Genomic DNA, 19388 nt, shown 5'->3' with positions numbered 1-19388 from the left:
GGGTGTACAAGCTCGCCTTCTTCGTCCCGCCTAGCCATGTGGAGGTGGTCAAGGCTGCTGTGTTCGCCGCTGGCGGCGGGCGCATCGGCGACTACGATTGCTGCGCCTGGCAGGTGCTGGGCCAGGGCCAGTTCCGCCCGCTGGACGGCAGCCAGCCGTTCCTCGGGCAGACCGGCGTGGTCGAGCAGGTCGAAGAATGGCGGGTCGAGCTGGTGGTGGCCGACCAGTTGATTGGCTCGGTGGTCGCTGCGCTAAAGCTCAGTCATCCCTATGAAACCCCGGCTTATGAGGTCTGGCAGCTAGCGGACTTCTAAGGGCTGAAAAAAAGCCGCGACCTGTGATCGGGTCGCGGCTTTTTTGTGTCTGCTCGGGCCTCATCGCGGGTCAAGCCCGCTCCCACAGTGGGAGCGGGCTTGACCCGCGATGCTTTTCAGCCCTGCAACGCCTGGCTCAAGGCCGCAGCACGCTTGCCCATCAACAGATGCCAGGTGCCATCCGTCAGCGGACTGACCCCCTGGCACCCCAGCGCCAGCAGGCGCTCGCGTGCCACCTTGCGCGCATCCTTGAACTCGATGCGCACGCGGGTCAGGGCCACGCACTCCACCTTCAGCAGATTATCCTTGCCGCCCAGGGCGCTGAGCCAATCGTCAGCGGCCATGGTTTCTGTCGCCTCGATTTTCGCTTGTGGCTGCTCAGCAGTGTTCGCCAGGGCATGTGGCAACTGGTTGCGAATCTCGTCGGCAATGGTATCGGCCAGCGGTCCGACCACCACCTGCAGGCTGCCACCGGAACCCGGCCGCACTACGGCCATGGCGCCGAGAGTTTTCAGCACGGCATCCTGAGCCAGGCTACGGTCTTTAAGCAGCAGGCGCAGACGGGTGGTGCAGGCGTCCACCGAGAGCAGGTTTGCGCCGCCGCCAAGGGCATCGATGTAGCGCTTGCCGCGTGGCGCGCTGCTGTCTGGGGCCGGCGCTTCTTCGCTGGGCTGATCTTCACGGCCCGGGGTTTTCAGATCGAAGCGGCGGATACAGAAGTCGAAAACAAAGTAGTACACCAGCGCATACAACAGCCCTACCGGGAACACCATCCAGCCATTGGTTGAACGGCCCCAGCCCAGGGCCATGTCGATGGCGCCACCGGAGAAGGTAAAGCCCAGGCGGATGTTGAGCAGGTCGCAGAGTGCCATGGCCAGGCCAGTGAGTACGGCGTGGATCAGGTAAAGCATCGGCGCGAGGAACATGAAGGCGAACTCGACAGGCTCGGTGACCCCGGTCAGCGCCGAGGTCAGGGCCATCGACAGGAGGATGCCGCCGATCAGCTTGCGCCGCGCCGGCAGGGCATGGCGGTACATGGCCAGGCACGCAGCGGGCAGGCCGAAGATCATCATCGGGAACATCCCGGCCAGGAACTGGCCGGCCCGGGGATCACCGGCGAAATAGCGGCTGATGTCGCCGGTCACGGTCAGGCCATTGGCACCCTCGAAACTCCCGAAGACGAACCACACCAGATTGTTGAGGATATGGTGCAGGCCGGTGACGATCAGCAGGCGGTTAAGCACGCCAAAGAAGAACGCGCCGATGCTTCCGCTGTCGAGCAGCAGCTGGCCCAGGCTGTTGATGCCGTTCTGCAGCGGTGGCCAGATCAAGCCGAACAGCAAGCCCAGGCCAACGGCTGAAAGGCCGGTGGCAATCGGCACGAAACGCCGGCCACCGAAGAAGGCCAGGTACTCGGGCAGCTGGATGTCCTTGAAACGGTTGTACAGCGCGCCGCCGAGCAGTCCTACGATAATCCCGGCGAGCATGCCCATGTCGATGTGCGGGTCGATCACCTTGAGTGTCGACACCAGCACCAGGTAGCCGATGGCCCCGGCCAGGCCCGCCGTGCCGTTGTTGTCACGGGCAAAGCCGACGGCGATGCCGATGGCGAAGATCAGCGCCAGGTTGGCGAAGATTGCATTGCCGGCGTCGTGGATCAGGGCGATGTCCAACAGGTCGGTGTCGCCCAGGCGCAGCAGCAGGCCGGCAATCGGCAAGATGGCGATGGGCAGCATGAGGGCGCGGCCGAGCCGTTGCAGGCCCTGAATGAAGTGCTGGTACATGGTGCGCTCCGGTTATTGTTCTGTGCTAAGTGGAGAATGGCGTGGTTGTAGCGGCCGCGCATCAAAGTCACGGCAGGCCTGGCGCACCGCGTGGGCACTGGACAGACCCAGCAACTGCTGGCTGAAGGCGCGGCATTGCGTGCTGTCGAGCTGGCGCACGCGCTCCTTGATCTCGCCGACCTGCGGGGCGCTGACCGACAGCTCACTGACCCCAAGGCCGATCAGTACCGAAGTGGCCAGTGGGTCCGAGGCCAAGGCGCCACACACGCCGACCCAACGGCCATGACGGGCGGCGCCCTGGCAGGTGAGGTCGATCAGGCGCAGCAGCGCCGGGTGCAGGGCGTCGACGCGAGCCGCCAGGCCCGCGTGGTCGCGGTCCATGGCCAGGGTGTACTGGGACAGGTCGTTGGTGCCGATGGAGAAGAAGTCGGCGTGTTCGGCCAGGCGCTCGGCGAGCAGGGCGGCGGCCGGTACTTCGATCATCACCCCAAGTTCGGCGCGCTGGCTGATGCCCAGCTCGCTGGTCAGTCGATCCAGGCGCTGGCGGATCTCCAGCAGTTCATCGACCTCGCTGACCATTGGCAGCATGATCCGGCAGCGGCGCTGCGGGCTGACCTGCAGCAGGGCACGCAATTGCAGGTCGAGCAGCTCGGGGCGCAGTTGGCCCAGGCGAATGCCGCGCAGGCCGAGCACCGGGTTGGCTTCATGGGGCAGTGGCAGGTAGTCCAGTTGCTTGTCGCCGCCGACATCGATGGTGCGGATGATCACCGGGCGATCGCCCATGGCGTCGAGCACTGCCTGGTAGGCGGCGCGTTGCTCCTGCTCATCCGGAGCGGTGTGGCGGTCGACGAAGAGGAATTCGGTGCGCAACAGGCCGACGCCGTCGGCGCCCAGGGTCAGGGCCTGGGCGGCCTCGACAGCCGAGGCGACATTGGCGGCGACTTCGATCAGGCGTCCGTCACGGGTCTGGGCGCTGCCCTGGGCGGCGGCTTGCTGCTCATCGCGGCGTTGCTGCTGTTGCTGGCGAAGCTGCGCGACCTGGGCCAGGCGTTTGGTGTCTGGCGCGGTTTCCAGTCGGGCCTGTTCGCCATCCATGACCAGTACCTGGCCTGCCTGCAGGTTCATCAGCTCCGGGCCCAGGGCAACCAGGCATGGCAGCCCACGGGCGCGGGCGAGGATGGCGACATGCGAGGTCGCGCCACCGGCGACCATGCACAACCCGGCTACCGCGTGCTTGTCGAGCAGCAGCAGGTCCGAGGGCGTCAGTTCATGGGCGGCGACAATTGCCGAAGGCGGCAGGTTCAGCTCTCGGGTTTCGCCGAGCAGGTCGCGCAATACCCGTTGCTGCAAATCCTGCAGGTCGTTGGCGCGCTCGGCCAGCAGCGGCTTGTCGAGTGCCTTGAGGATCGCGCACTGGGCGTCGATGGCCTGGCTCCAGGCGTGGCTGGCGGCGGTGCCCTGGTCGATGCACTGGCGCGCGGCATCGATCAGGGACGGATCGTCGAGCAGTGCCAGGTGCGCTTCGAAGATGGCTGCGGCGTCGCCCTGTTGCAGGTGCTGCAGGTCAGCTTCAATGGCGGCCTTGACGCTGGCTAGCGCGACGTTCAGGGCTTGATGCTGCGGGCCGGGTTGATGGCCGCCGGAGTCGTGCGGCAGGCGAATGGCATCCAGGCGTGCCAACGGGCCGCTGGCCAGGCCAGGTGATGCGCATACACCATTGAGAATGCCGGGCTCCAGGTTGGCGACGGGTTTGGCCTGGACGCTGACGGCAGGGCCGGCGTGCTGTTCGCCGACGGTCGCTGTGGCGACTGCTGCCAACAAGGCGCGCAAGGCTGGCGTACTGTCGGCACCGCTGCAGACGATTTCGATTTCATCCTGCTCGCCCACCCCCAGTCCCATGATCGCCACCAGGCTGTTGAGCGCGGCGACCTGGCCGTTGAAGTGCAGTTCGGCGTGGCTGGCGAAACCCTGGGCGGTCTGGCGCAGTAATGCTGCAGGGCGCGCATGCAGGCCGCCGTGATGGGCGACCTTGGTGCTACCGCGCACTGTCTCACCTGCGCTGGCAGCTTTGACTGCGCCGACGCCAGCGTTGGGAATGACATCCAGCAATGGCGCACCCAGGGCCACCGAACGGGTCGTGCGCGGCAGCAATCGGTATTCGCTGCTATTGCTCAGGATTATGACGGTGATCAGGCTGGTGCAGTGTTGTGCGACCAGGTCCAGGTCAAAACGAATCAGCGGCTGACCCCGTTCGACGCGCTCGCCATTGGCCACCAGCGCTTCGAAGCCGCGGCCCTGCAACTGCACGGTATCAAGGCCGATGTGCATAAGGATCTCGGCGCCGTTGTCGGCACGCAGGGTCAGGGCGTGCAGGGTTTTTGCCAGTTGAATGACGGTGCCGGCGCAGGGTGCCTGCAGGCAGTCGTTGAGCGGGTCGATGGCGATGCCATTGCCCAGGGTGCCGCCGGCGAACACCGGGTCGGGCACCTGGTCCAGTGGCAACAGGGGGCCTTCGAGGGGTGCATGGAGGGTGATGTTCTTGTTGTCGGGCATGCGCAAGATCCTCGGTGCCTCAGTGAGTTCGGGTCACTTTGCTCAGGTGACGGGGCTGGTCCGGGTCCATGCCACGCGCCTCGGCCAGGCCTGCGGCCATGACATAGAAGCTCTGGATCGCCAGCAGCGGGTCGAGGCCCGGGTGGGCGGCGCTGCTCAAGGTCAGGTTGCGCTGGGGGATGTCCGCCGGTGCGGCCAGCAGCACTTTGGCGCCGCGCTGGCGCATGTCTTCGGCCAGTTGCAGCAGGCCTGCCTGTTCCACGCCACGAGGCGCCAATACCAGCAACGGGTAATGGGCATCGATCAGTGCCATCGGGCCGTGACGCACTTCGGCGCTGCTGAAGGCTTCGGCCTGGATCGCCGAGGTTTCCTTGAACTTGAGCGCTGCTTCCTGGGCGACGGCAAACCCGGCGCCCCGGCCGATGACCATCAGCCGCTGGCAATCGTGCAGTTGTTCGATGGCCAGGCTCCAGTCTTGCGCCGCTGCTTCGCGCAGTTGCCCGGGCAGGGCGAGGCCAGCCTCGAGCAGCGCCGGGTCTTGCTGCCAGTGGGCGACCAGGCGGGCGCTGGCGCTGAGGGTGGCGATAAAACTCTTGGTGGCGGCAACGCTCAACTCGGGGCCGGCGCACAGCGGCAGGCTGTATTGGCAGGCGCGTTCCAGCGGCGAATCCTCGGCGTTGACCAGGGCGACGCTGGTGGCGCCGCGTTCGCGCAGGGTTTGCAGGCTGTTGACCAGGTCCGGGCTCTGGCCCGACTGGGAAAAGCCCAGGGCCACCTGGCCGCGCACCTGCAAGGGCGAGTTCTGCAGGGTCACCACCGACATCGGCAGCGACGCCACCGGCAGGCCAAGCTGTTGCATGGTCAGGTAGGCGAAATAGCTGGCGGCGTGATCCGAACTGCCCCGGGCCACGGTCAGGGCAACCTGCGGTGCGAGGCGGCGCAGGTGTTCGGCAACCTCGGCGATACGGGCATCGCAACGCTCGAGTTGGGTCTGCACGACGGTGGCCGAGGCCAGGGCCTCGGCAAGCATTTTAGAGCTCAAGGTGTTCTCCTTCGACCATTACGCCGATCAGTTCAAGGTTGCGATCCAGGCTGACTGCGTCGGCCCAGCTACCGGCCTGCAGGCGTCCGCGCTCCTCCAGGCCGAGGTAGTCGGCGGGGAATTGCGACAGGCGCTGAGAGGCTTCGGCCAGAGGCAGGCCGATCTTCACCAGGTTGCGCAGGGCCTGGTCCATGGTCAGGGTGCTGCCGGCCAGGGTGCCGTCGGGCAGGCGCACGCCGCCCAGGCATTTGGTCACGGTGTGGCTGCCGAGCTTGTACTCGCCATCGGGCATGCCGGCGGCGGCGGTGGAGTCGGTCACGCAGTACAGGCAGGGGATCGAGCGCAGGGCCACGCGGATCGCGCCGGGGTGTACGTGCAGCAGGTCGGGAATCAGTTCGGCGTAGCGCGCATGGGCCAGGGCCGCGCCGACGATGCCCGGCTCGCGGTGATGCAGCGGGCTCATGGCGTTGTACAGGTGAGTGAAACTGGTGGCGCCGGCCTCAAGTGCCGCCACGCCTTCTTCATAGCTGCCCAGGGTGTGGCCGATCTGCAGGCGCACGCCGCGCTCACTCAAGGCACGGATCAACGGCAGGTGGCCAGCGACTTCCGGGGCGATAGTGATCACCTTGATTGGCGCCAGGGCCAGGTAGGCCTCGACTTCCTCAAGCAACCCCAAGTGGGCGAAGTTCGGCTGCGCGCCGAGCTTGCCCGGGTTGATGTACGGTCCTTCAAGGTGCACACCCAGCACCCGCGCGCCGTTGCTGCGCGGCTGGCGGGCGTAGGCGCCGAGTTCGCCGAGCACCTGGGTCAGTTCTTCCTTCGGCGCGGTCATGGTGGTGGCCAACAGCGAAGTGGTGCCAAACCGGGCATGCGTACGGGCGATGGTGGCGAAGGCTCCGGCGCCCTCCATCACATCGCTGCCGCCGCCGCCGTGTACGTGCAGGTCGATGAAACCGGGCAGCAGGTAGGGCAAATCATTGCCCTGAGGATCGCACGGCTGGCCGTCGATGGCGGCGACGCGGCCGTCACGCAGCAACAGGCGTCCGCGTACCCAGCCCGTCGGGGTGAGTATGTTGTGTTCGCTCATGGGGGCTCCGCTAGCGTCGCAGCTCGGCGACAAAGTCGTAGTAGTCGTCGCGACAGTAGGTGTCGGTCAGTTCGATGGGGGTGTTGTCGTCGAGGTAGCCGACCCGGGTCATCAGCAGCATGGCGGTGCCGGGCTGGATGCCGACCCGTGCGGCCAGTTCGGCGCTGGCGTTGATCGCGCGAATGTGTTGCAGGGCACGCACCACCGGTTTGCCGATCTGGTCGAGATATTGGTACAGCGAATCGCCGATGGCTTCGGGGTTGCTCAGCAAGCGCGCGGGCAGGGTGCTGTATTCGACGGCCATGACGATGTCATCGGCCTTGCGCAGGCGCTTGAGGTGTACCACCTGTTCGTTGGGCGACAGGCCCAGGCGCACCAGCTCATCGGCCGACGGCGCGTCGACGCTGCGCTCCAGCCACTGCGAGCTTGGGGTAAAGCCTTTCAGGCGGAGCATTTCGCTGAAGCTCGACAGGCGTGAGAGCGGTTGTTCCAGGCGCGGGGTGATGAACGTACCAGAGCCCTGGATGCGGCGGATCAGGCCTTGTTCGAGCAGTACTTCCAGGGCCTTGCGCGCGGTAACCCGGGAGATGTCCAGGGCTTCGCTGAGGCTTCTTTCCGAAGGCAGGGCCTGTTCGGCTTTCCACTGCCCGGCGTGGATGGCCTGTTCCAGATTGCGCGCCAACTGAAGGTAAAGCGGGGTGGCCAGGGTGTCGTCGGGGCGCAGGGCGGTCAACGGAGGCATGGCGGTGGCTTCAGGTGGCGAGTGGTATTAAAAATTTAATACCACTTGCATACCACGTCAATACCACTTGTCAGCTGTTGCAGGCGATTTCCTGGTTGCCCTTGCGCTCGACCGCAGCACAGGCCAGTAATCCGACTTCAAACAATATCCACATCGGCACCGCCAATAGGGTTTGCGAGAACACATCCGGCGGGGTCAGCAGCATGCCAACCACGAAACAACCGACGATCACATAGGGGCGGCTTTTGCGCAGGGTACCGACGTCGGTGACCCCGGCCCAGACGATGATAAAAGTCGCCACCGGGATTTCGAACGCCAGGCCGAAGGCCAGGAACAGGGCGAGGATGAAGTCCAGGTACAGGCCGATGTCGGTCATCATCGCCACGCCATCGGGGGTGACGCTGGCAAAGAAGCCGAACATCATCGGGAAGACTACGAAGAAGGCGAAAGCCATGCCGGAATAGAACAGCACGATGCTCGACACCAGCAGTGGCAGGGCGATGCGCTTTTCCTGGCGGTACATGGCCGGGGCAATGAAGCTCCAGGCCTGGTGCAACAGCACCGGCATGGCCACGAACAGCGCCGCCATCAGGGTCAGCTTGAACGGCGCCAGGAACGGCGAGGTGACGCTGGTGGCGATCATGCTCGCGCCTTCGGGCAGGTAGCGGCGCAGCGGCTCCGAGACCTGGGTGTACAGCGTCTGGGCAAACGGGAACAGGCCGAGGAAAACCACGGCGATGGCCAGCAGGCAGCGCACCAGGCGCTTGCGCAGTTCGCGCAGGTGAGCGGTGAGCGGCATGCCGGGGTCGTGGGTTGCTGTGTTCATCAAGGGTTTCCGCTGGTTGGGCTGTTGTCCGGCTGCAGGCTGACGCCGCGGCGCAGGTCCTGCTCAAGGCGCTGCAACGGCAGGGCATCGAGTTCCTGGCTCAAGGCCTGGGTGTCCAGTTCGCGGTCCACCTGGGCCTTGATCGACGCCATGGCGCGTTTCGCCTGACCCAGGCCGCGGCCCAGGGTGCGCGCCGCCGCCGGCAGGCGCTCGGGGCCGAGCACCAGCAGGGCGACGATGCCCACCAGCAGCAGTTCGGTAAAACCGACTTCGAACATCAGCGCTGGTGTTCCGCTTGTTGCACGCTGTCTGCCTTTAGCGGCGCCTGCGGTTTGACCTGGGCAATGACGTCGTCCTCTGCCGGCCCATTGCCCATGGATTTGCGAAAGCCCTGGATCGCATCGCCCACGTCCGCACCCAGGCCTTTGAGGCGCTTGGTGCCGAACAGCATGAACACGATCACCAACACGATGAGCAACTGCCAGATCCCGATACCACCCATGAAAAACGCTCCAAGCTCATGAAAAAGAAGGCCTTATCCTGCCTGCGCTTTATGACGCAAAAGTGACGTGCAGATGTATTTGCCATGTGCCTGCAACATCCGTTGTGTTGACTGACGCCTTATTTGCTCGGGATGTGCAGTTCATGGGTGCGAAGAGGCAACAAGGGGCGGCGCTGTTGATGGTGCTGGTGGTGCTGGCGATGCTTGCCGCAGGTTTGACCTGGCTGGTGCAGGACGGTCGCCAGCAGATCGACAGCGTGCGCCTGGTGCAGCAACGGGTGCAGGCAAGGGCCATGGAAACCGCCGGCCTGGCCTTTGCCGAACAGGCCCTGAAAGACCCGGCCTGGCGCGCCAGCCCGTTGTTCTGGCAAGCGCTGCGCGGGCAGCCGTTGTCCTATGCCTTTGCCGGCGGTTCGGCGGCCTTGCGCATCCGCGACTTGCACAGCTGCTTCAACGTCAATGCGTTGATTGGCGAAGAGGGCGAACGTGCCGCGCGGCAATTGCGCTACCTGCTTGGCGATGACATGGCCGCCCAACGGCTGACCGATGCCCTCGCGGACTGGATCGACAGCGACGGCCAGGCCCGACTCAGCGGCGCCGAGAGCGATCAGTACCTGCGCCAGTCACCTGCGCGTCTGGCGGCCAACCAGATGATGGTCGACATGAGTGAACTGAACCTGCTGCTCGAGCCCGACGCCCAGCGCCAGCAACGCTATCCACAGTTGTGCGCGCTGCCGCAGACCAGCGGCTGGCGACTGAATGCCAATGCCTTGAGCCTGGAGCAGTTGCCGTTGCTCGAAGCGCTGTACGAAGGGGAGGTGTCGCGTTCGCTGCTGACCCGGATCATCACCGGCCGGCCCGCTGGTGGTTATCACGATGCAGGGGCTTTGCGCCAGGCACTGGGCGCCATGGACGACGCGACGTTTGCCCGGCTGAGCGAAGGCTTGCTGCTCAACAGCGGTGATTTTGCCCTGCAACTGGAATTCGAACAGGACGGGCAGAAGATGCGCAGCGAATTTCAGCTGCGGGCACGAGGGATCGTGCAGTGGCACGCGCTGGTGCCGGCCCAGCAGGTGCAAGTGATCAGCCGTTCGCCGCAACCCTGGTAAGGGCTGCGGCGAGCGCCGCTTGGGTTACACGCCGATTTCACCGCCATCGGCACGCTGGATCACCACGGTCGAGGCCCGTGGGCGCACCTTGGTGCCGGCCGGGGTAACGGCAGTGGCGACGTCGGTAGACGGCCAGTTGTCCGGGTGCTGGATGTTGACGAAGATCGACTTGTTGTCCGGCGTGAACGCAATGCCGGTGACTTCGCAGCCGTTAGGGCCGACGAAGAAGCGGCGCAGGTCGACCTGGTTCTTGGCATTGACCGGGACCTGCTTGCCAGCGGCATCTACCAAGTCGGTAGGAATCACCGCCAGCATCTGGTCGTTGGTGTAGTCGGTCAGGGTTTTTTCGCCGTTGTCGGTCTGGAACCAGAGGATGCCGCGGCTATCGAAACTCATGCCGTCGGGGCTGGCGAACTGGTTGAGTTCGGTCAGGCCCGAGCGGTTGATGTCGGCAGTACCGGCGGCGTTGGCGCCAAACACGAAGATGTCCCAGCTGAAGCTCAACTGATCGTCGCTGTCGTGCCAGCGGATGATATGGCCGTGGCGGTTCGGCCCGCGCGGGTTGGCGGCATCGACCTTGGCAGCGGTACGCGCGCTGTTGTTGGTCAGGGTCAGGTACACGTCGCCATTGAGCGGGTTGACCGTGGTCCATTCCGGGCGGTCCATCGGTGTTGCGCCCAGGGCGTCGGCAGCACCGCGGGTGTTGAGGATGATCCCCGGCAGGTCGCCATAGATCGAACCCAGGGTCTTGCCGCTGCTGGTCGGGGTGTTGACGTCGAGCAGCAACCACACGCCCGAGCCGTCGGCGTTGAAGCGGGCGACATACAGCTTGCCCTGGTCCATGTACTTGTTGCCGGTGGCCAGGCGGTCGGCCGGGTTGGCATCGGCCGCTTCCCACAGCGCGGTGGAGACGAACTTGTACAGGTACTCGTTGTTCGAGTCGTCGCCCATGTACCAGACCAGCGGCTTGCCCACCACCGGCAGGCCCGGGCAGCAGCCTTCGTGACGGAAGCGCCCGAGTGCCGTGCGTTTTACGGCCAGGGTATTGGCCGTGTAGGGGTCGATCTCGACGATGTAGCCGTAGGTGCTGGCCTCGTTGCGAAAGTCATCGCTGGCGCTGGCGCCGCTCGGGGTGATGTTGAAGCGGCTGAATTCGCCATCCACTTCAGTCGGATCGCCCGCCACGCTTTCCCACTTGTAGTTACCGGTCTTGGTGCTCACGCCGATGCGCTTCTGGTCGGCCGGCAGGGTGGTGCTGGTGTTGACGAAAATCCCCGGCCAGTTCTCTTCGCAGGTCAGATAGGTGCCCCACGGGGTGTAGCCGTTGCCGCAATTGTTGTTGGTGCCGCGAGCCTGGGTGCCGTTCTTCGAGAAACGCGTCTTGACGTGCTCGCTGCCACGCAGGGGGCCTGCGATGTTCATCACCGTGGCGGTGGTGAAGCGGCGGTTGAGCGGGTCGTTGTCGACCACCTGCCAGCGGCCGCTGACTTTCTTCAGGCGGATCACCCCGGCGCCATGGGCGTTGATCTCCTTGCGTACTTCCTCGACCGGACGCTTGCCGCTGCTGTCGCTGGTCGGGCCGTTGGGATGCAGGGCGTCGGCGTCGATGTATTCGTGGTTGATCGCCAGCAGGCCGTCTTCGGAGCTGCCGTTGATGGGGAAGAAATGCATGCCGTCATGGTGCATGCCCACCGAGTTGGCCTGGTCGGCGGCGGTGTTGCTGCCGTCGGCTTTCCACGGGTTGGCGCTGGTGTTCAGCGGCGTGCCCCAGGGCGCCAGGACGTAGGCTGTGTATCCGGCGGCGACCACGCAGGCGTCGGTGCGCGAGCCGGGGATGGAGGTGAAGCCCAGTTTCAGTTTCGGCGGGGTTGGTGGCTCGACGACCGGTTCGTCGTCATCCGAGTCACTGCTGTCGAAGCAACCCGTCAGGCCAGTCCCGGCAATCATCGCGATCGCGGCGCCCAGGCCACCGCGTACCACGCTGCGGCGGCTCAGGTAAGACTCCAGAACGCTGTCCATGGGCAGGTTGCCACTTTGGTTGCGGTTCAGGTTGTCGCCGGTGTCTCGACTCATCAGTTCAGTTCCTTTTGTTCAATGATGCGGCGTGAAAGAAACCGGGACTTTAGTGAGCAAGTGTGATGATTGATTGGCAGTTTTGTTAAAAGGCGTTGAAGGAAATAAATCGTTACCACCTGATTTGCCTGAGGTTTTGCCCCGGCTGTCGATTAACTGCCATCAAACTGTAATCCAGGCGCCCCAATATCCCGGCCCGACAACCAACAAGCGCGAAGGCGACGGGACAGGCTGAACATGCACAGACGGGAAGTGTTGAACTGGATTGGCGTTGGCGCTGCGGCGCCGCTGCTCACGGCCTGTGCTGGCCTGGGCGGGACGTCGGCCGGCAACGATGCTTCGCTGGATGTGCTGTATTTCGCCGACACCCTCGACGCCCGCCAGGCGGGTAAACCCGTGGTCCCGGCCACGCGCCTGGGACCGGTTACTCACCTGGGTCAGGCGCCATGGATGACCGGCGCCAGCGCCCGCCAGGCCCGTGCCGAACTCAACCCGCTGCTCGACGCCAGCCTGGCCGATGGCGTGCGCACCGGCGGCTATGCCGTGTTGGCGGCCTTGCTGGAGCAACTGCGCCAACGCGCCGGGGCCGACAACTGCCTGACCCTGGAAAACGGCCAGGGCTGGAATGGCAGCGGGCTGGCCTACCTGACCCAGGGCAGCAGTGGCGTTGAAGGCAGTCAGTTGCTGGCCAGTGACGTGCGGGTCAGCAGCGATGAGCGGGTGCTCTGGCCGCAGCGCTGCGCCGGCCTTTACCGGGAATATGGCAAGACCGTGCTGGGCGCCGGCCTGGCTCCGGAGCAGGCCACCGCGCTGGGTGTTGCGCCTTTCATGGTGGTTCGCCGAGGCGCTGTACGGGTCGCCGTGGTCGGCATCACCGACCCCTATGCCCAGGACCAGAAAGCCTCGCTCAAACAGTGGTACCAGTCGCTGTTGCCGGCCTTCGAGCAGGCCCGCGGGCAAGCGGACCTGGTGATCGCCCTGGCCGATGTCGGCACCGGCCCCGGCCTGTGGCTGGCCGAGCGTCTGAGCGATGCCGACCTGCTGCTCTGTGCCCGTGGCCAGGACTTCTGGCCGGAACCGGTTGCCGTGCTGCAAGCTAGCGGCAAGCGGGTGCCGGTGCTGTTTGCCGGTAATCGCGCCTGCGGTGCCTTTCAGGTGCGCTGCCAACGCACGGCCGGCCAATGGCAGTTCAGCGCAGATTTTCATCCCGCCTTCGACAGCAGCCTGACAGCCACTGCCCAGGCCCGTGCTGCGCAGTTGCGTGGGCTGTTGGCGCAGCAACGCGCCGGTCACGCGGCCTGGCTCGATCAACCCCTGGCCCGTGCACCGCAGGCGCTATGGCGCCGCGATACCCGCGGCGGCAGCTGGGACCGTCTGCTGCATCAGGCCCTGGCAGCCGACAGCGGCTACCCGGTGTTGCTCCCGGGTCTGCGTTATGACAGCCCCCTGGCCGCCGGCCAGGCCATCACCCGCGAACACCTGATCAGCCTGACCGGCAGTTACCCGGCACCGGTGGTCGAAGCGCCCGCCCGGCAAGTCGAGCAGGTGCTGGAAAACGCCGCTGAGCAGTTGTTCGGCGACCCGCTGTTGCTCGACAACAGCCAGGACCTGCCGCGCTGGCTGGGCCAGCCCTGGCAACTCAGCTACAGCCCGAACGGCAAGCGCGTCTCCGGCTTCAGTGAAACCCAGGGACAGTGCCGCACTTTTGGTTTGCAGTACGCCTCCAGCAGCGGCGAGCCGCTGTGGCAACGGGTCGAAGCCTGGCTGGCGCAGCAGCCTGCCGACTGGCAACTGCCGGCGTTGCAGTTGCCGCAGCTGCGCTATGTCCAGGGTCACCCCGGCTGGCATCCCCGTGAGCTGAACGCGTGATCGGTAGTGCGCGCCTGTTCAGCGCCGCGCTGCTGAGCCTGGCCGCCTGGCTCGCCGCCCAGTGCGTGCTGCAGCTCAGCCGTGCGCCGCTGCCGGCCGTGGCTCAGGTGCAGGACGTTGCGCCCATGCCGGGCCTGATGCTTGGCCACTGGCAGGCCCAGGTCGACAGCGGCGCTGTGCCGCTGACCCGTTTACCGCTGCAGTACCTGGGCGGCCTCAGGGCCGTGCCGGTCAGCGCCACGGTGGTGGTGCTGCGCTACGGCCAGGTCACGCGCAGCTTGCGCCGTGGCCAGCGCCTGGCCCCGGGCATCGTGCTCGAGAGCATCGATGACCAGGGCCTGATTTTCGACAACCAGGGGCGGCGCGAACGCCTGCCCTGGCCGCCACGGCCTGCCGTGACCGGCTTCAAGCGCCAAGGATGAATGATGATCGCAAGACTCTGCCTGGCCAGCGTGCTGAGCCTGGGCCTCAACCTGGCCTGGGCCGAAGAGCCGGTGGCGCTGGATGACAACGAGACGCCGTTGTACGAAGTCAATTTCGTCGATACCGAACTGAGCGAGTTCATCGACAGCGTCTCGCAGATCACCGGCACCACCTTCATCGTCGATCCACGGGTCAAGGGCAAGGTCACCGTGCGCACCGTCGACCGTCACGACAGCGAAGCGATCTACGACATCTTCCTGGCCCAACTGCGCGCCCAGGGCTTTGCTGCCGTCGACCTGCCCAACGGCAGCGTCAAGATCGTCCCCGACCAGGCCGCGCGTCTTGAGCCGGTGCCGGTGGAGACAGCGGGCAAATCGGCGCAAGGCAGTGACGGTGTCGCCACCCGCGTGTTCAATGTGCGCAACGCTGCCAGCGAACAGCTGCTGGGGATCCTCAAGCCGCTGATTGATCCACGGGTCGGGGTGATCACTCCGTATCCGGCGGCGAACCTGCTGGTGATCACCGACTGGCGCAGCAACCTGGAGCGCATCGACAGCCTGCTGCTGCAACTGGATCAGGTCAGTGACGAGCCGATGCAGGTGATGCCGCTGCAACATGCCAGTGCCAACGACACCAGCAAGTTGATCAGTCAGTTGCTGGCCCGCGAGCAGGGCGCCGACAGCGCCCAGGTGGTGGCCGACCCGCGCAGCAATGCCCTGCTGGTGCGCGGCAGTGCCGACAGCCGTGAGCGGGTGCGGGCCTTGCTGGCGCAACTGGATCGCCCTGGCGAGAACCTGCGCAGCTCCAACACCCAGGTGATCTACCTGCGCCATGCCAATGCCAGTGAAGTGGTCAAGGTGCTGCGCAGCCTCAGCCAGGACACGCTGCCGGCCGGCACCGGCGAAGGCAGCAAGGATGACAAGGCGCCGGCTCCGGTCAGCAGCTCGGGGATCCGCCTGGAATATGAAGAAGGCACCAACGCCGTGGTCATGGTCGGCCCCGACAGCGAGCTGGCAGCCTATCGCAACATTGTCGAGCAACTGGATGTGCGCCGCGCGCAGGTGGTGGTCGAGGCGATCATTGCCGAAGTGTCGGATTCGCGCGCCGAAGAGCTGGGCGTGCAGTGGCTGTTTGCCGATGAGAAGTTCGGTGCCGGCACGGTCAACTTCGGCAGCAGCGGCCCCAGCATCGCCGCCATTGCCGGGGCGGCGGCGGGCAAGGACAACGCCGCGCTGGCCAAGCTGCTGTCCGGCACCAACGGCCTGACCGCAGGCTTTGGCAACTTCGGCGGTGGCTTCAACTTCGCCGTGCTGGTCAATGCGCTGAAAAGCAAAAGCGGCTTCAACCTGCTGTCGACGCCGACCTTGCTGACCCTGGACAACGCCGAAGCGTCGATCCTGGTCGGCCAGGAAGTGCCCTTCGTCACCGGCTCCGTGACCCAGGACAACACCAACCCCTACCAGACCATCGAGCGCAAGGAAGTCGGGGTCAAGCTGCGCATCAAGCCGCAGATCAACATCGACAATACGGTGCGCCTGGACATCGTCCAGGAGGTCTCGTCGATTGCCGACAACGCCTCGGCCAGCGACGTGATCACCAACAAGCGCGAGATCAAGACCAAGGTCATGGTCGAGGATAACGGCCTGGTGATCCTCGGTGGCCTGATCAGCGACGAGGTCACTTCGAGCAAACAGAAGGTGCCGCTGCTCGGTGATATTCCCTGGCTGGGGCGGCTGTTCAGTTCCTCCGGCCACCAGGGGGTGAAGCAGAACCTGATGGTGTTCATTCGCCCGCGGATCCTGCGTGACGGCCCGAGCCTGGCCAGCCTGAGCACCGAGAAGTACCGCAACCTGCAGCAGGAAACCGCGCTGAAACTGCCGGCCATCAGCGACGACGGCAAGCTGTTGCAAGCCTTCCCGGCCAGCCGCCAGCGCCTGGACGAGGGCGTCTGGTGATGGAGCTGTTGCCCTATCGCCTGGCCCGCCAGGCCGGCCTTGCCGTGGCGCCGTCGGCGACGGGCTGGAGCCTGTGGCTGCGCAGTGATGCCGACAGCGATCAATTGCAGGAACTGTTGCGCGTACAGGGCCAACCGGATGAGGTCTGCCACCTCGACAGCGCCAGTTTCGACAGCCAGCTGGGGCAGCTGTACCAGGCCGGCGAAGGCGCCACCGCAGCGCTGATCGAAGGCATCGGCGAGCAGGTCGACCTCGACGGCCTGATGAGCGAAATGCCGCGCATCGAAGACCTGCTGGAGAGCGATGACGAAGCGCCGGTGATCCGCCTGATCAATGGCCTGTTCGCCCAGGCCCTGCGCTTGCAGGCATCGGACATTCATATCGAGACCTTCGAGCAAAGCCTGGTGGTGCGCCTGCGCGTCGACGGCCATTTGCGCGAAGTGCTGCGCCCACCGCGAGCGCTATCGGCGATGCTGGTGTCGCGGATCAAGGTCATGGCCCGGCTGGACATCGCCGAGAAGCGCCAACCCCAGGACGGCCGCATCACCCTGCGCTCGGCTGGGCGTGAAGTGGACGTGCGGGTTTCGACCCTGCCGGGCATTCACGGCGAGCGGGTGGTGATGCGCGTGCTCGACAAGCAGGCCAGCCTGCTGGCGCTGACCAACCTCGGCATGCCGGTGGCCGTGGAGCAGGACTTGCGCGCTTGCCTGGCGCGGCCCAACGGCATCGTCCTGAGCACCGGGCCGACCGGCTCGGGCAAGACCACCACCCTCTATGCCAGCCTCAACAGCCTCAACGACGGCAGCCGTAATATCCTCACCGTCGAGGACCCGGTCGAGTACGCCATCGCCGGCATCGGCCAGACCGCAATCAATCCGCGCGCCGGGTTGACGTTCGCCACCGGCCTGCGGGCGATCCTGCGGCAGGACCCGGACGTGATCATGCTCGGCGAGATCCGCGACCGCGAAACCGCGCAGATCGCCGTGCAGGCCAGCCTCACCGGCCACCTGGTGCTCTCGACCCTGCACACCAACAGCGCCGTGGGCGCGGTGACACGTCTGCGTGACATGGGTATCGAACCGTTCCTGATTGCCTCGTGCCTGCGCGGGGTCATGGCCCAGCGCCTGGTGCGGCGTCTGTGCCGCTGTGCCCGGCCACAACCCTTGCAGGCGGCCGAGCGGCACCTGTGGCCGGAGTTGGCCGAGTTGAGTGAGACATTTCATGCCGTCGGTTGCGAGCAGTGCCAGGGCACCGGCTATCGTGGCCGGCTCGGCCTTTACGAGTTCATCGAACTGGACGCCGGGCTGATTGCCTTGCTTTACGACGGCGCCAGCGAAGTGGCCATGCAGGAATACCTGGCCGGGCGTCGGCAGAGCCTGGCCGGCATGGCCAGCGAGTGCCTGCGCCGGGGCGATACCAGCCTGGCCGAAGTGCTGCGCGCGGTGCAGGGCTGAGCCATGCCGACCTTTCGCTATCAGGCGGTAGACCTCAACGGGCGGGCGCGCAAGGCCAGTATCCAGGCCGACAGCGAGCGCCATGCCCGCCAGTTGCTGCGTGAGCAGGGGCTGTTCACCCGGCAGTTGCAACGCCATGACGCCAGCAATGTTCTGCCGCGCCGGCAACGGGTCAACCGCGCCCAGTTGTGCGAACTGACCCGGCAACTGGCAACCCTGACCGGCGCCGGCATTCCCCTGGTGGATGCCCTGGCGACCCTGGAACGGCAACTGGTGGAACCGGCGTTGCGCAACCTGCTGGTGGCGGTGCGCGGTTCGCTCGCCGAAGGCTTGAGCCTGGCCCGCAGCCTGGCGCGCCAGGGTGGCTTGTTCTCCGGCTTGTATTGCGCACTGGTCGAGGCCGGCGAGCGTTCCGGGCGCCTGGCCCAGGTGCTGGAGCGGCTGGCCGAACACCTGGAACAGGTCCAGCGCCAGCAGCACAAGGCGCGTACGGCGCTGATCTATCCCTGCGTGCTGATGGGCGTGTCGTTGGCGGTGGTGGTCGGCCTGATGACCTTCGTGGTGCCCAAACTCACTGAACAGTTTGCTCACTCCGGACAGAATCTGCCGTGGATCACTTCGCTGCTGATCGGCATCAGCGACCTGCTGGTACTGGTCGGCCCTTGGTTGCTGCTCGGCGGGGGGCTGGCGGCACTGCTCGGCGCCTGGTTGCTGCGCCGCCCGCACTGGTGTTTGCGCCGCGACGACCTGCTGCTGCGCCTGCCACGGATCGGCAACCTGCTGGCGGTGCTGGAGAGCGCACGCCTGTCGCGCAGCCTGGCGATTCTGGCCGGCAGCGGCGTGCCGTTGCTTGAGGCCCTGCAAGTGGCGACGGCCACGGTCAACAACCAGCGCATTCACCTGGCCCTGCAACGGGTCGGCACTGACGTGCAGGGCGGAGTCAGCCTGCACCGGGCGCTGGATGCCAGCGGCCACTTCCCGCCGTTGCTGCTCAACATGGTCGCCAGCGGCGAGGCCAGCGGCACTCTGCCGGACATGCTCGAACGGGTCGCCGACAACCAAGAGCGCGGCTTCGCCCGCCAGGTGGACAGCGCCATGGCCTTGTTCGAGCCGCTGATGATCCTGGTGATGGGCGCGGTGGTGCTGTTTATCGTCCTCGCCGTGCTGTTGCCGATCATGCAGCTCAATCAGGGCCTGACACTTTGAAAAGGAGCAAGACCATGCACAGCCCACGCGCGCGTCAGCGCGGTTTTACCCTGATGGAAATCATGGTGGTGATCTTCATCATCGGCCTGTTGATCGCCGTGGTCGCACCCAGTGTGCTCGGCAGCCAGGACAAGGCCATGAAGCAGAAGGTCATGGCCGACCTGTCGACCCTGGAACAGGCGCTGGACATGTATCGCCTCGACAACCTGCGCTTCCCGTCGGCCGAGCAGGGCCTGTCGGCGCTGGTCAGCAAACCGACGGTAGAACCACAGCCTCGGGCCTGGCGCGCCGACGGTTATATCCGCCGCCTGCCGCAAGACCCGTGGGGCACGGCGTATCAGTACCGTGCCCCCGGGCAGCACGGACGCATCGATATTTACTCGCTGGGCGCCGATGGCGTCGAGGGCGGTGAAGGCATCGATGCCGACCTGGGTAACTGGGAACTCTAG

Annotated in this window: 17 protein-coding genes; 8 read left to right on the top strand and 9 right to left on the bottom strand. The window is 65.7% G+C overall.

Features of this window, described 5'->3' with window-relative positions; all coding sequences use genetic code 11:
• The first annotated feature begins 2 nt into the window (after positions 1-2).
• A complete protein-coding gene (locus tag JV241A_RS19680) occupies positions 3-314 on the top strand; it encodes a YqfO family protein (RefSeq protein WP_134064158.1) in 312 nt (103 codons plus the stop codon).
• 116 nt (positions 315-430) lie between these two features.
• On the opposite strand, the gene nagE is transcribed toward JV241A_RS19680, so the two are convergent.
• From nagE to tatA, 8 genes are all read right to left on the bottom strand, one after another.
• Positions 431-2098 carry an N-acetylglucosamine-specific PTS transporter subunit IIBC gene (gene nagE / locus JV241A_RS19675; RefSeq protein ID WP_134064102.1) on the bottom strand — a complete coding sequence of 556 codons (1668 nt, stop codon included), beginning with the start codon at positions 2096-2098 and terminating at the stop codon, positions 431-433.
• Positions 2099-2110: 12 nt separating this feature from the next.
• Positions 2111-4651 (bottom strand): phosphoenolpyruvate--protein phosphotransferase, encoded by a 2541-nt coding sequence (gene ptsP, locus JV241A_RS19670; protein WP_134064100.1) that lies wholly within the window; start codon positions 4649-4651, stop codon positions 2111-2113.
• A gap of 19 nt (positions 4652-4670) precedes the next feature.
• Positions 4671-5693 carry an SIS domain-containing protein gene (locus JV241A_RS19665; protein ID WP_134064098.1) on the bottom strand — a complete coding sequence of 341 codons (1023 nt, stop codon included), beginning with the start codon at positions 5691-5693 and terminating at the stop codon, positions 4671-4673.
• Entirely contained in the window at positions 5683-6780 is a 1098-nt protein-coding gene (gene nagA / locus JV241A_RS19660) for an N-acetylglucosamine-6-phosphate deacetylase (RefSeq protein WP_115088485.1), read from the bottom strand. The genes JV241A_RS19665 and nagA overlap by 11 nt, the downstream gene beginning before the upstream one ends.
• A 10-nt stretch (positions 6781-6790) precedes the next feature.
• Positions 6791-7522 carry a GntR family transcriptional regulator gene (locus tag JV241A_RS19655; protein ID WP_115088484.1) on the bottom strand — a complete coding sequence of 244 codons (732 nt, stop codon included), beginning with the start codon at positions 7520-7522 and terminating at the stop codon, positions 6791-6793.
• A gap of 70 nt (positions 7523-7592) precedes the next feature.
• On the bottom strand, positions 7593-8348 hold the full coding sequence (gene tatC / locus JV241A_RS19650) for a twin-arginine translocase subunit TatC (protein WP_134064096.1): 756 nt from the start codon (positions 8346-8348) through the stop codon (positions 7593-7595).
• On the bottom strand, positions 8348-8626 hold the full coding sequence (gene tatB / locus JV241A_RS19645) for a Sec-independent protein translocase protein TatB (protein WP_115088482.1): 279 nt from the start codon (positions 8624-8626) through the stop codon (positions 8348-8350). The genes tatC and tatB overlap by 1 nt, the downstream gene beginning before the upstream one ends.
• The gene (gene tatA, locus JV241A_RS19640; protein ID WP_115088481.1) at positions 8626-8850 is read right to left on the bottom strand and encodes a twin-arginine translocase TatA/TatE family subunit; all 225 of its coding nucleotides are present in this window, start codon (positions 8848-8850) and stop codon (positions 8626-8628) included. Before tatA ends, tatB begins: the two co-directional genes overlap by 1 nt.
• A 143-nt stretch (positions 8851-8993) precedes the next feature.
• Between tatA and gspK the strand changes: the two genes are divergently transcribed.
• Positions 8994-9959 carry a type II secretion system minor pseudopilin GspK gene (gene gspK, locus JV241A_RS19635; protein ID WP_134064094.1) on the top strand — a complete coding sequence of 322 codons (966 nt, stop codon included), beginning with the start codon at positions 8994-8996 and terminating at the stop codon, positions 9957-9959.
• A 24-nt stretch (positions 9960-9983) separates the two neighbouring features.
• Here gspK and JV241A_RS19630 read toward each other — a convergent pair whose 3' ends face one another.
• Entirely contained in the window at positions 9984-12032 is a 2049-nt protein-coding gene (locus tag JV241A_RS19630; RefSeq protein WP_115088479.1) for a PhoX family phosphatase, read from the bottom strand.
• A gap of 237 nt (positions 12033-12269) precedes the next feature.
• Here JV241A_RS19630 and JV241A_RS19625 point away from each other — a divergent pair, with 237 nt between their 5' ends.
• From JV241A_RS19625 to gspG, 6 genes are read left to right on the top strand one after another with little or no spacing between them, the layout of a single operon-like run.
• Positions 12270-13901 carry a lipoprotein UxpA gene (locus tag JV241A_RS19625; protein WP_134064092.1) on the top strand — a complete coding sequence of 544 codons (1632 nt, stop codon included), beginning with the start codon at positions 12270-12272 and terminating at the stop codon, positions 13899-13901.
• Positions 13898-14323 carry a pilus assembly protein PilZ gene (locus JV241A_RS19620; RefSeq protein ID WP_115088477.1) on the top strand — a complete coding sequence of 142 codons (426 nt, stop codon included), beginning with the start codon at positions 13898-13900 and terminating at the stop codon, positions 14321-14323. The genes JV241A_RS19625 and JV241A_RS19620 overlap by 4 nt, the downstream gene beginning before the upstream one ends.
• A gap of 3 nt (positions 14324-14326) precedes the next feature.
• Complete coding sequence (gene gspD, locus JV241A_RS19615) at positions 14327-16279, top strand: type II secretion system secretin GspD (RefSeq protein WP_115088521.1); 1953 nt, start codon at positions 14327-14329, stop codon at positions 16277-16279.
• 5 nt (positions 16280-16284) lie between these two features.
• The gene (locus JV241A_RS19610; RefSeq protein ID WP_134064156.1) at positions 16285-17733 is read left to right on the top strand and encodes an ATPase, T2SS/T4P/T4SS family; all 1449 of its coding nucleotides are present in this window, start codon (positions 16285-16287) and stop codon (positions 17731-17733) included.
• 3 nt (positions 17734-17736) lie between these two features.
• Entirely contained in the window at positions 17737-18939 is a 1203-nt protein-coding gene (gene gspF / locus JV241A_RS19605) for a type II secretion system inner membrane protein GspF (protein ID WP_134064090.1), read from the top strand.
• A 14-nt stretch (positions 18940-18953) separates the two neighbouring features.
• Positions 18954-19388, top strand: a complete 435-nt coding sequence (gspG, locus tag JV241A_RS19600; protein ID WP_115088475.1) for a type II secretion system major pseudopilin GspG — start codon at positions 18954-18956, stop codon at positions 19386-19388.

The organism is Pseudomonas sp. JV241A (assembly GCF_900275665.1).
Lineage (GTDB): Bacteria > Pseudomonadota > Gammaproteobacteria > Pseudomonadales > Pseudomonadaceae > Aquipseudomonas > Aquipseudomonas wadenswilerensis.
This window is presented reverse-complemented; position numbering and strand designations above follow the sequence as displayed.

What these genes read in the sequence shown, in the direction of transcription:
- nagE (WP_134064102.1), bottom strand. Translation starts at nt 2,098, where the DNA reads ATGTACCAGCACTTCATTCAGGGCCTGCAACGGCTCGGCCGCGCCCTC.
- ptsP (WP_134064100.1), bottom strand. Translation starts at nt 4,651, where the DNA reads ATGCCCGACAACAAGAACATCACCCTCCATGCACCCCTCGAAGGCCCC.
- nagA (WP_115088485.1), bottom strand. Translation starts at nt 6,780, where the DNA reads ATGAGCGAACACAACATACTCACCCCGACGGGCTGGGTACGCGGACGC.
- JV241A_RS19655 (WP_115088484.1), bottom strand. Translation starts at nt 7,522, where the DNA reads ATGCCTCCGTTGACCGCCCTGCGCCCCGACGACACCCTGGCCACCCCG.
- tatC (WP_134064096.1), bottom strand. Translation starts at nt 8,348, where the DNA reads ATGAACACAGCAACCCACGACCCCGGCATGCCGCTCACCGCTCACCTG.
- tatB (WP_115088482.1), bottom strand. Translation starts at nt 8,626, where the DNA reads ATGTTCGAAGTCGGTTTTACCGAACTGCTGCTGGTGGGCATCGTCGCC.
- tatA (WP_115088481.1), bottom strand. Translation starts at nt 8,850, where the DNA reads ATGGGTGGTATCGGGATCTGGCAGTTGCTCATCGTGTTGGTGATCGTG.
- gspK (WP_134064094.1), top strand. Translation starts at nt 8,994, where the DNA reads ATGGGTGCGAAGAGGCAACAAGGGGCGGCGCTGTTGATGGTGCTGGTG.
- JV241A_RS19630 (WP_115088479.1), bottom strand. Translation starts at nt 12,032, where the DNA reads ATGAGTCGAGACACCGGCGACAACCTGAACCGCAACCAAAGTGGCAAC.
- JV241A_RS19625 (WP_134064092.1), top strand. Translation starts at nt 12,270, where the DNA reads ATGCACAGACGGGAAGTGTTGAACTGGATTGGCGTTGGCGCTGCGGCG.
- gspD (WP_115088521.1), top strand. Translation starts at nt 14,327, where the DNA reads ATGATCGCAAGACTCTGCCTGGCCAGCGTGCTGAGCCTGGGCCTCAAC.
- gspF (WP_134064090.1), top strand. Translation starts at nt 17,737, where the DNA reads ATGCCGACCTTTCGCTATCAGGCGGTAGACCTCAACGGGCGGGCGCGC.
- gspG (WP_115088475.1), top strand. Translation starts at nt 18,954, where the DNA reads ATGCACAGCCCACGCGCGCGTCAGCGCGGTTTTACCCTGATGGAAATC.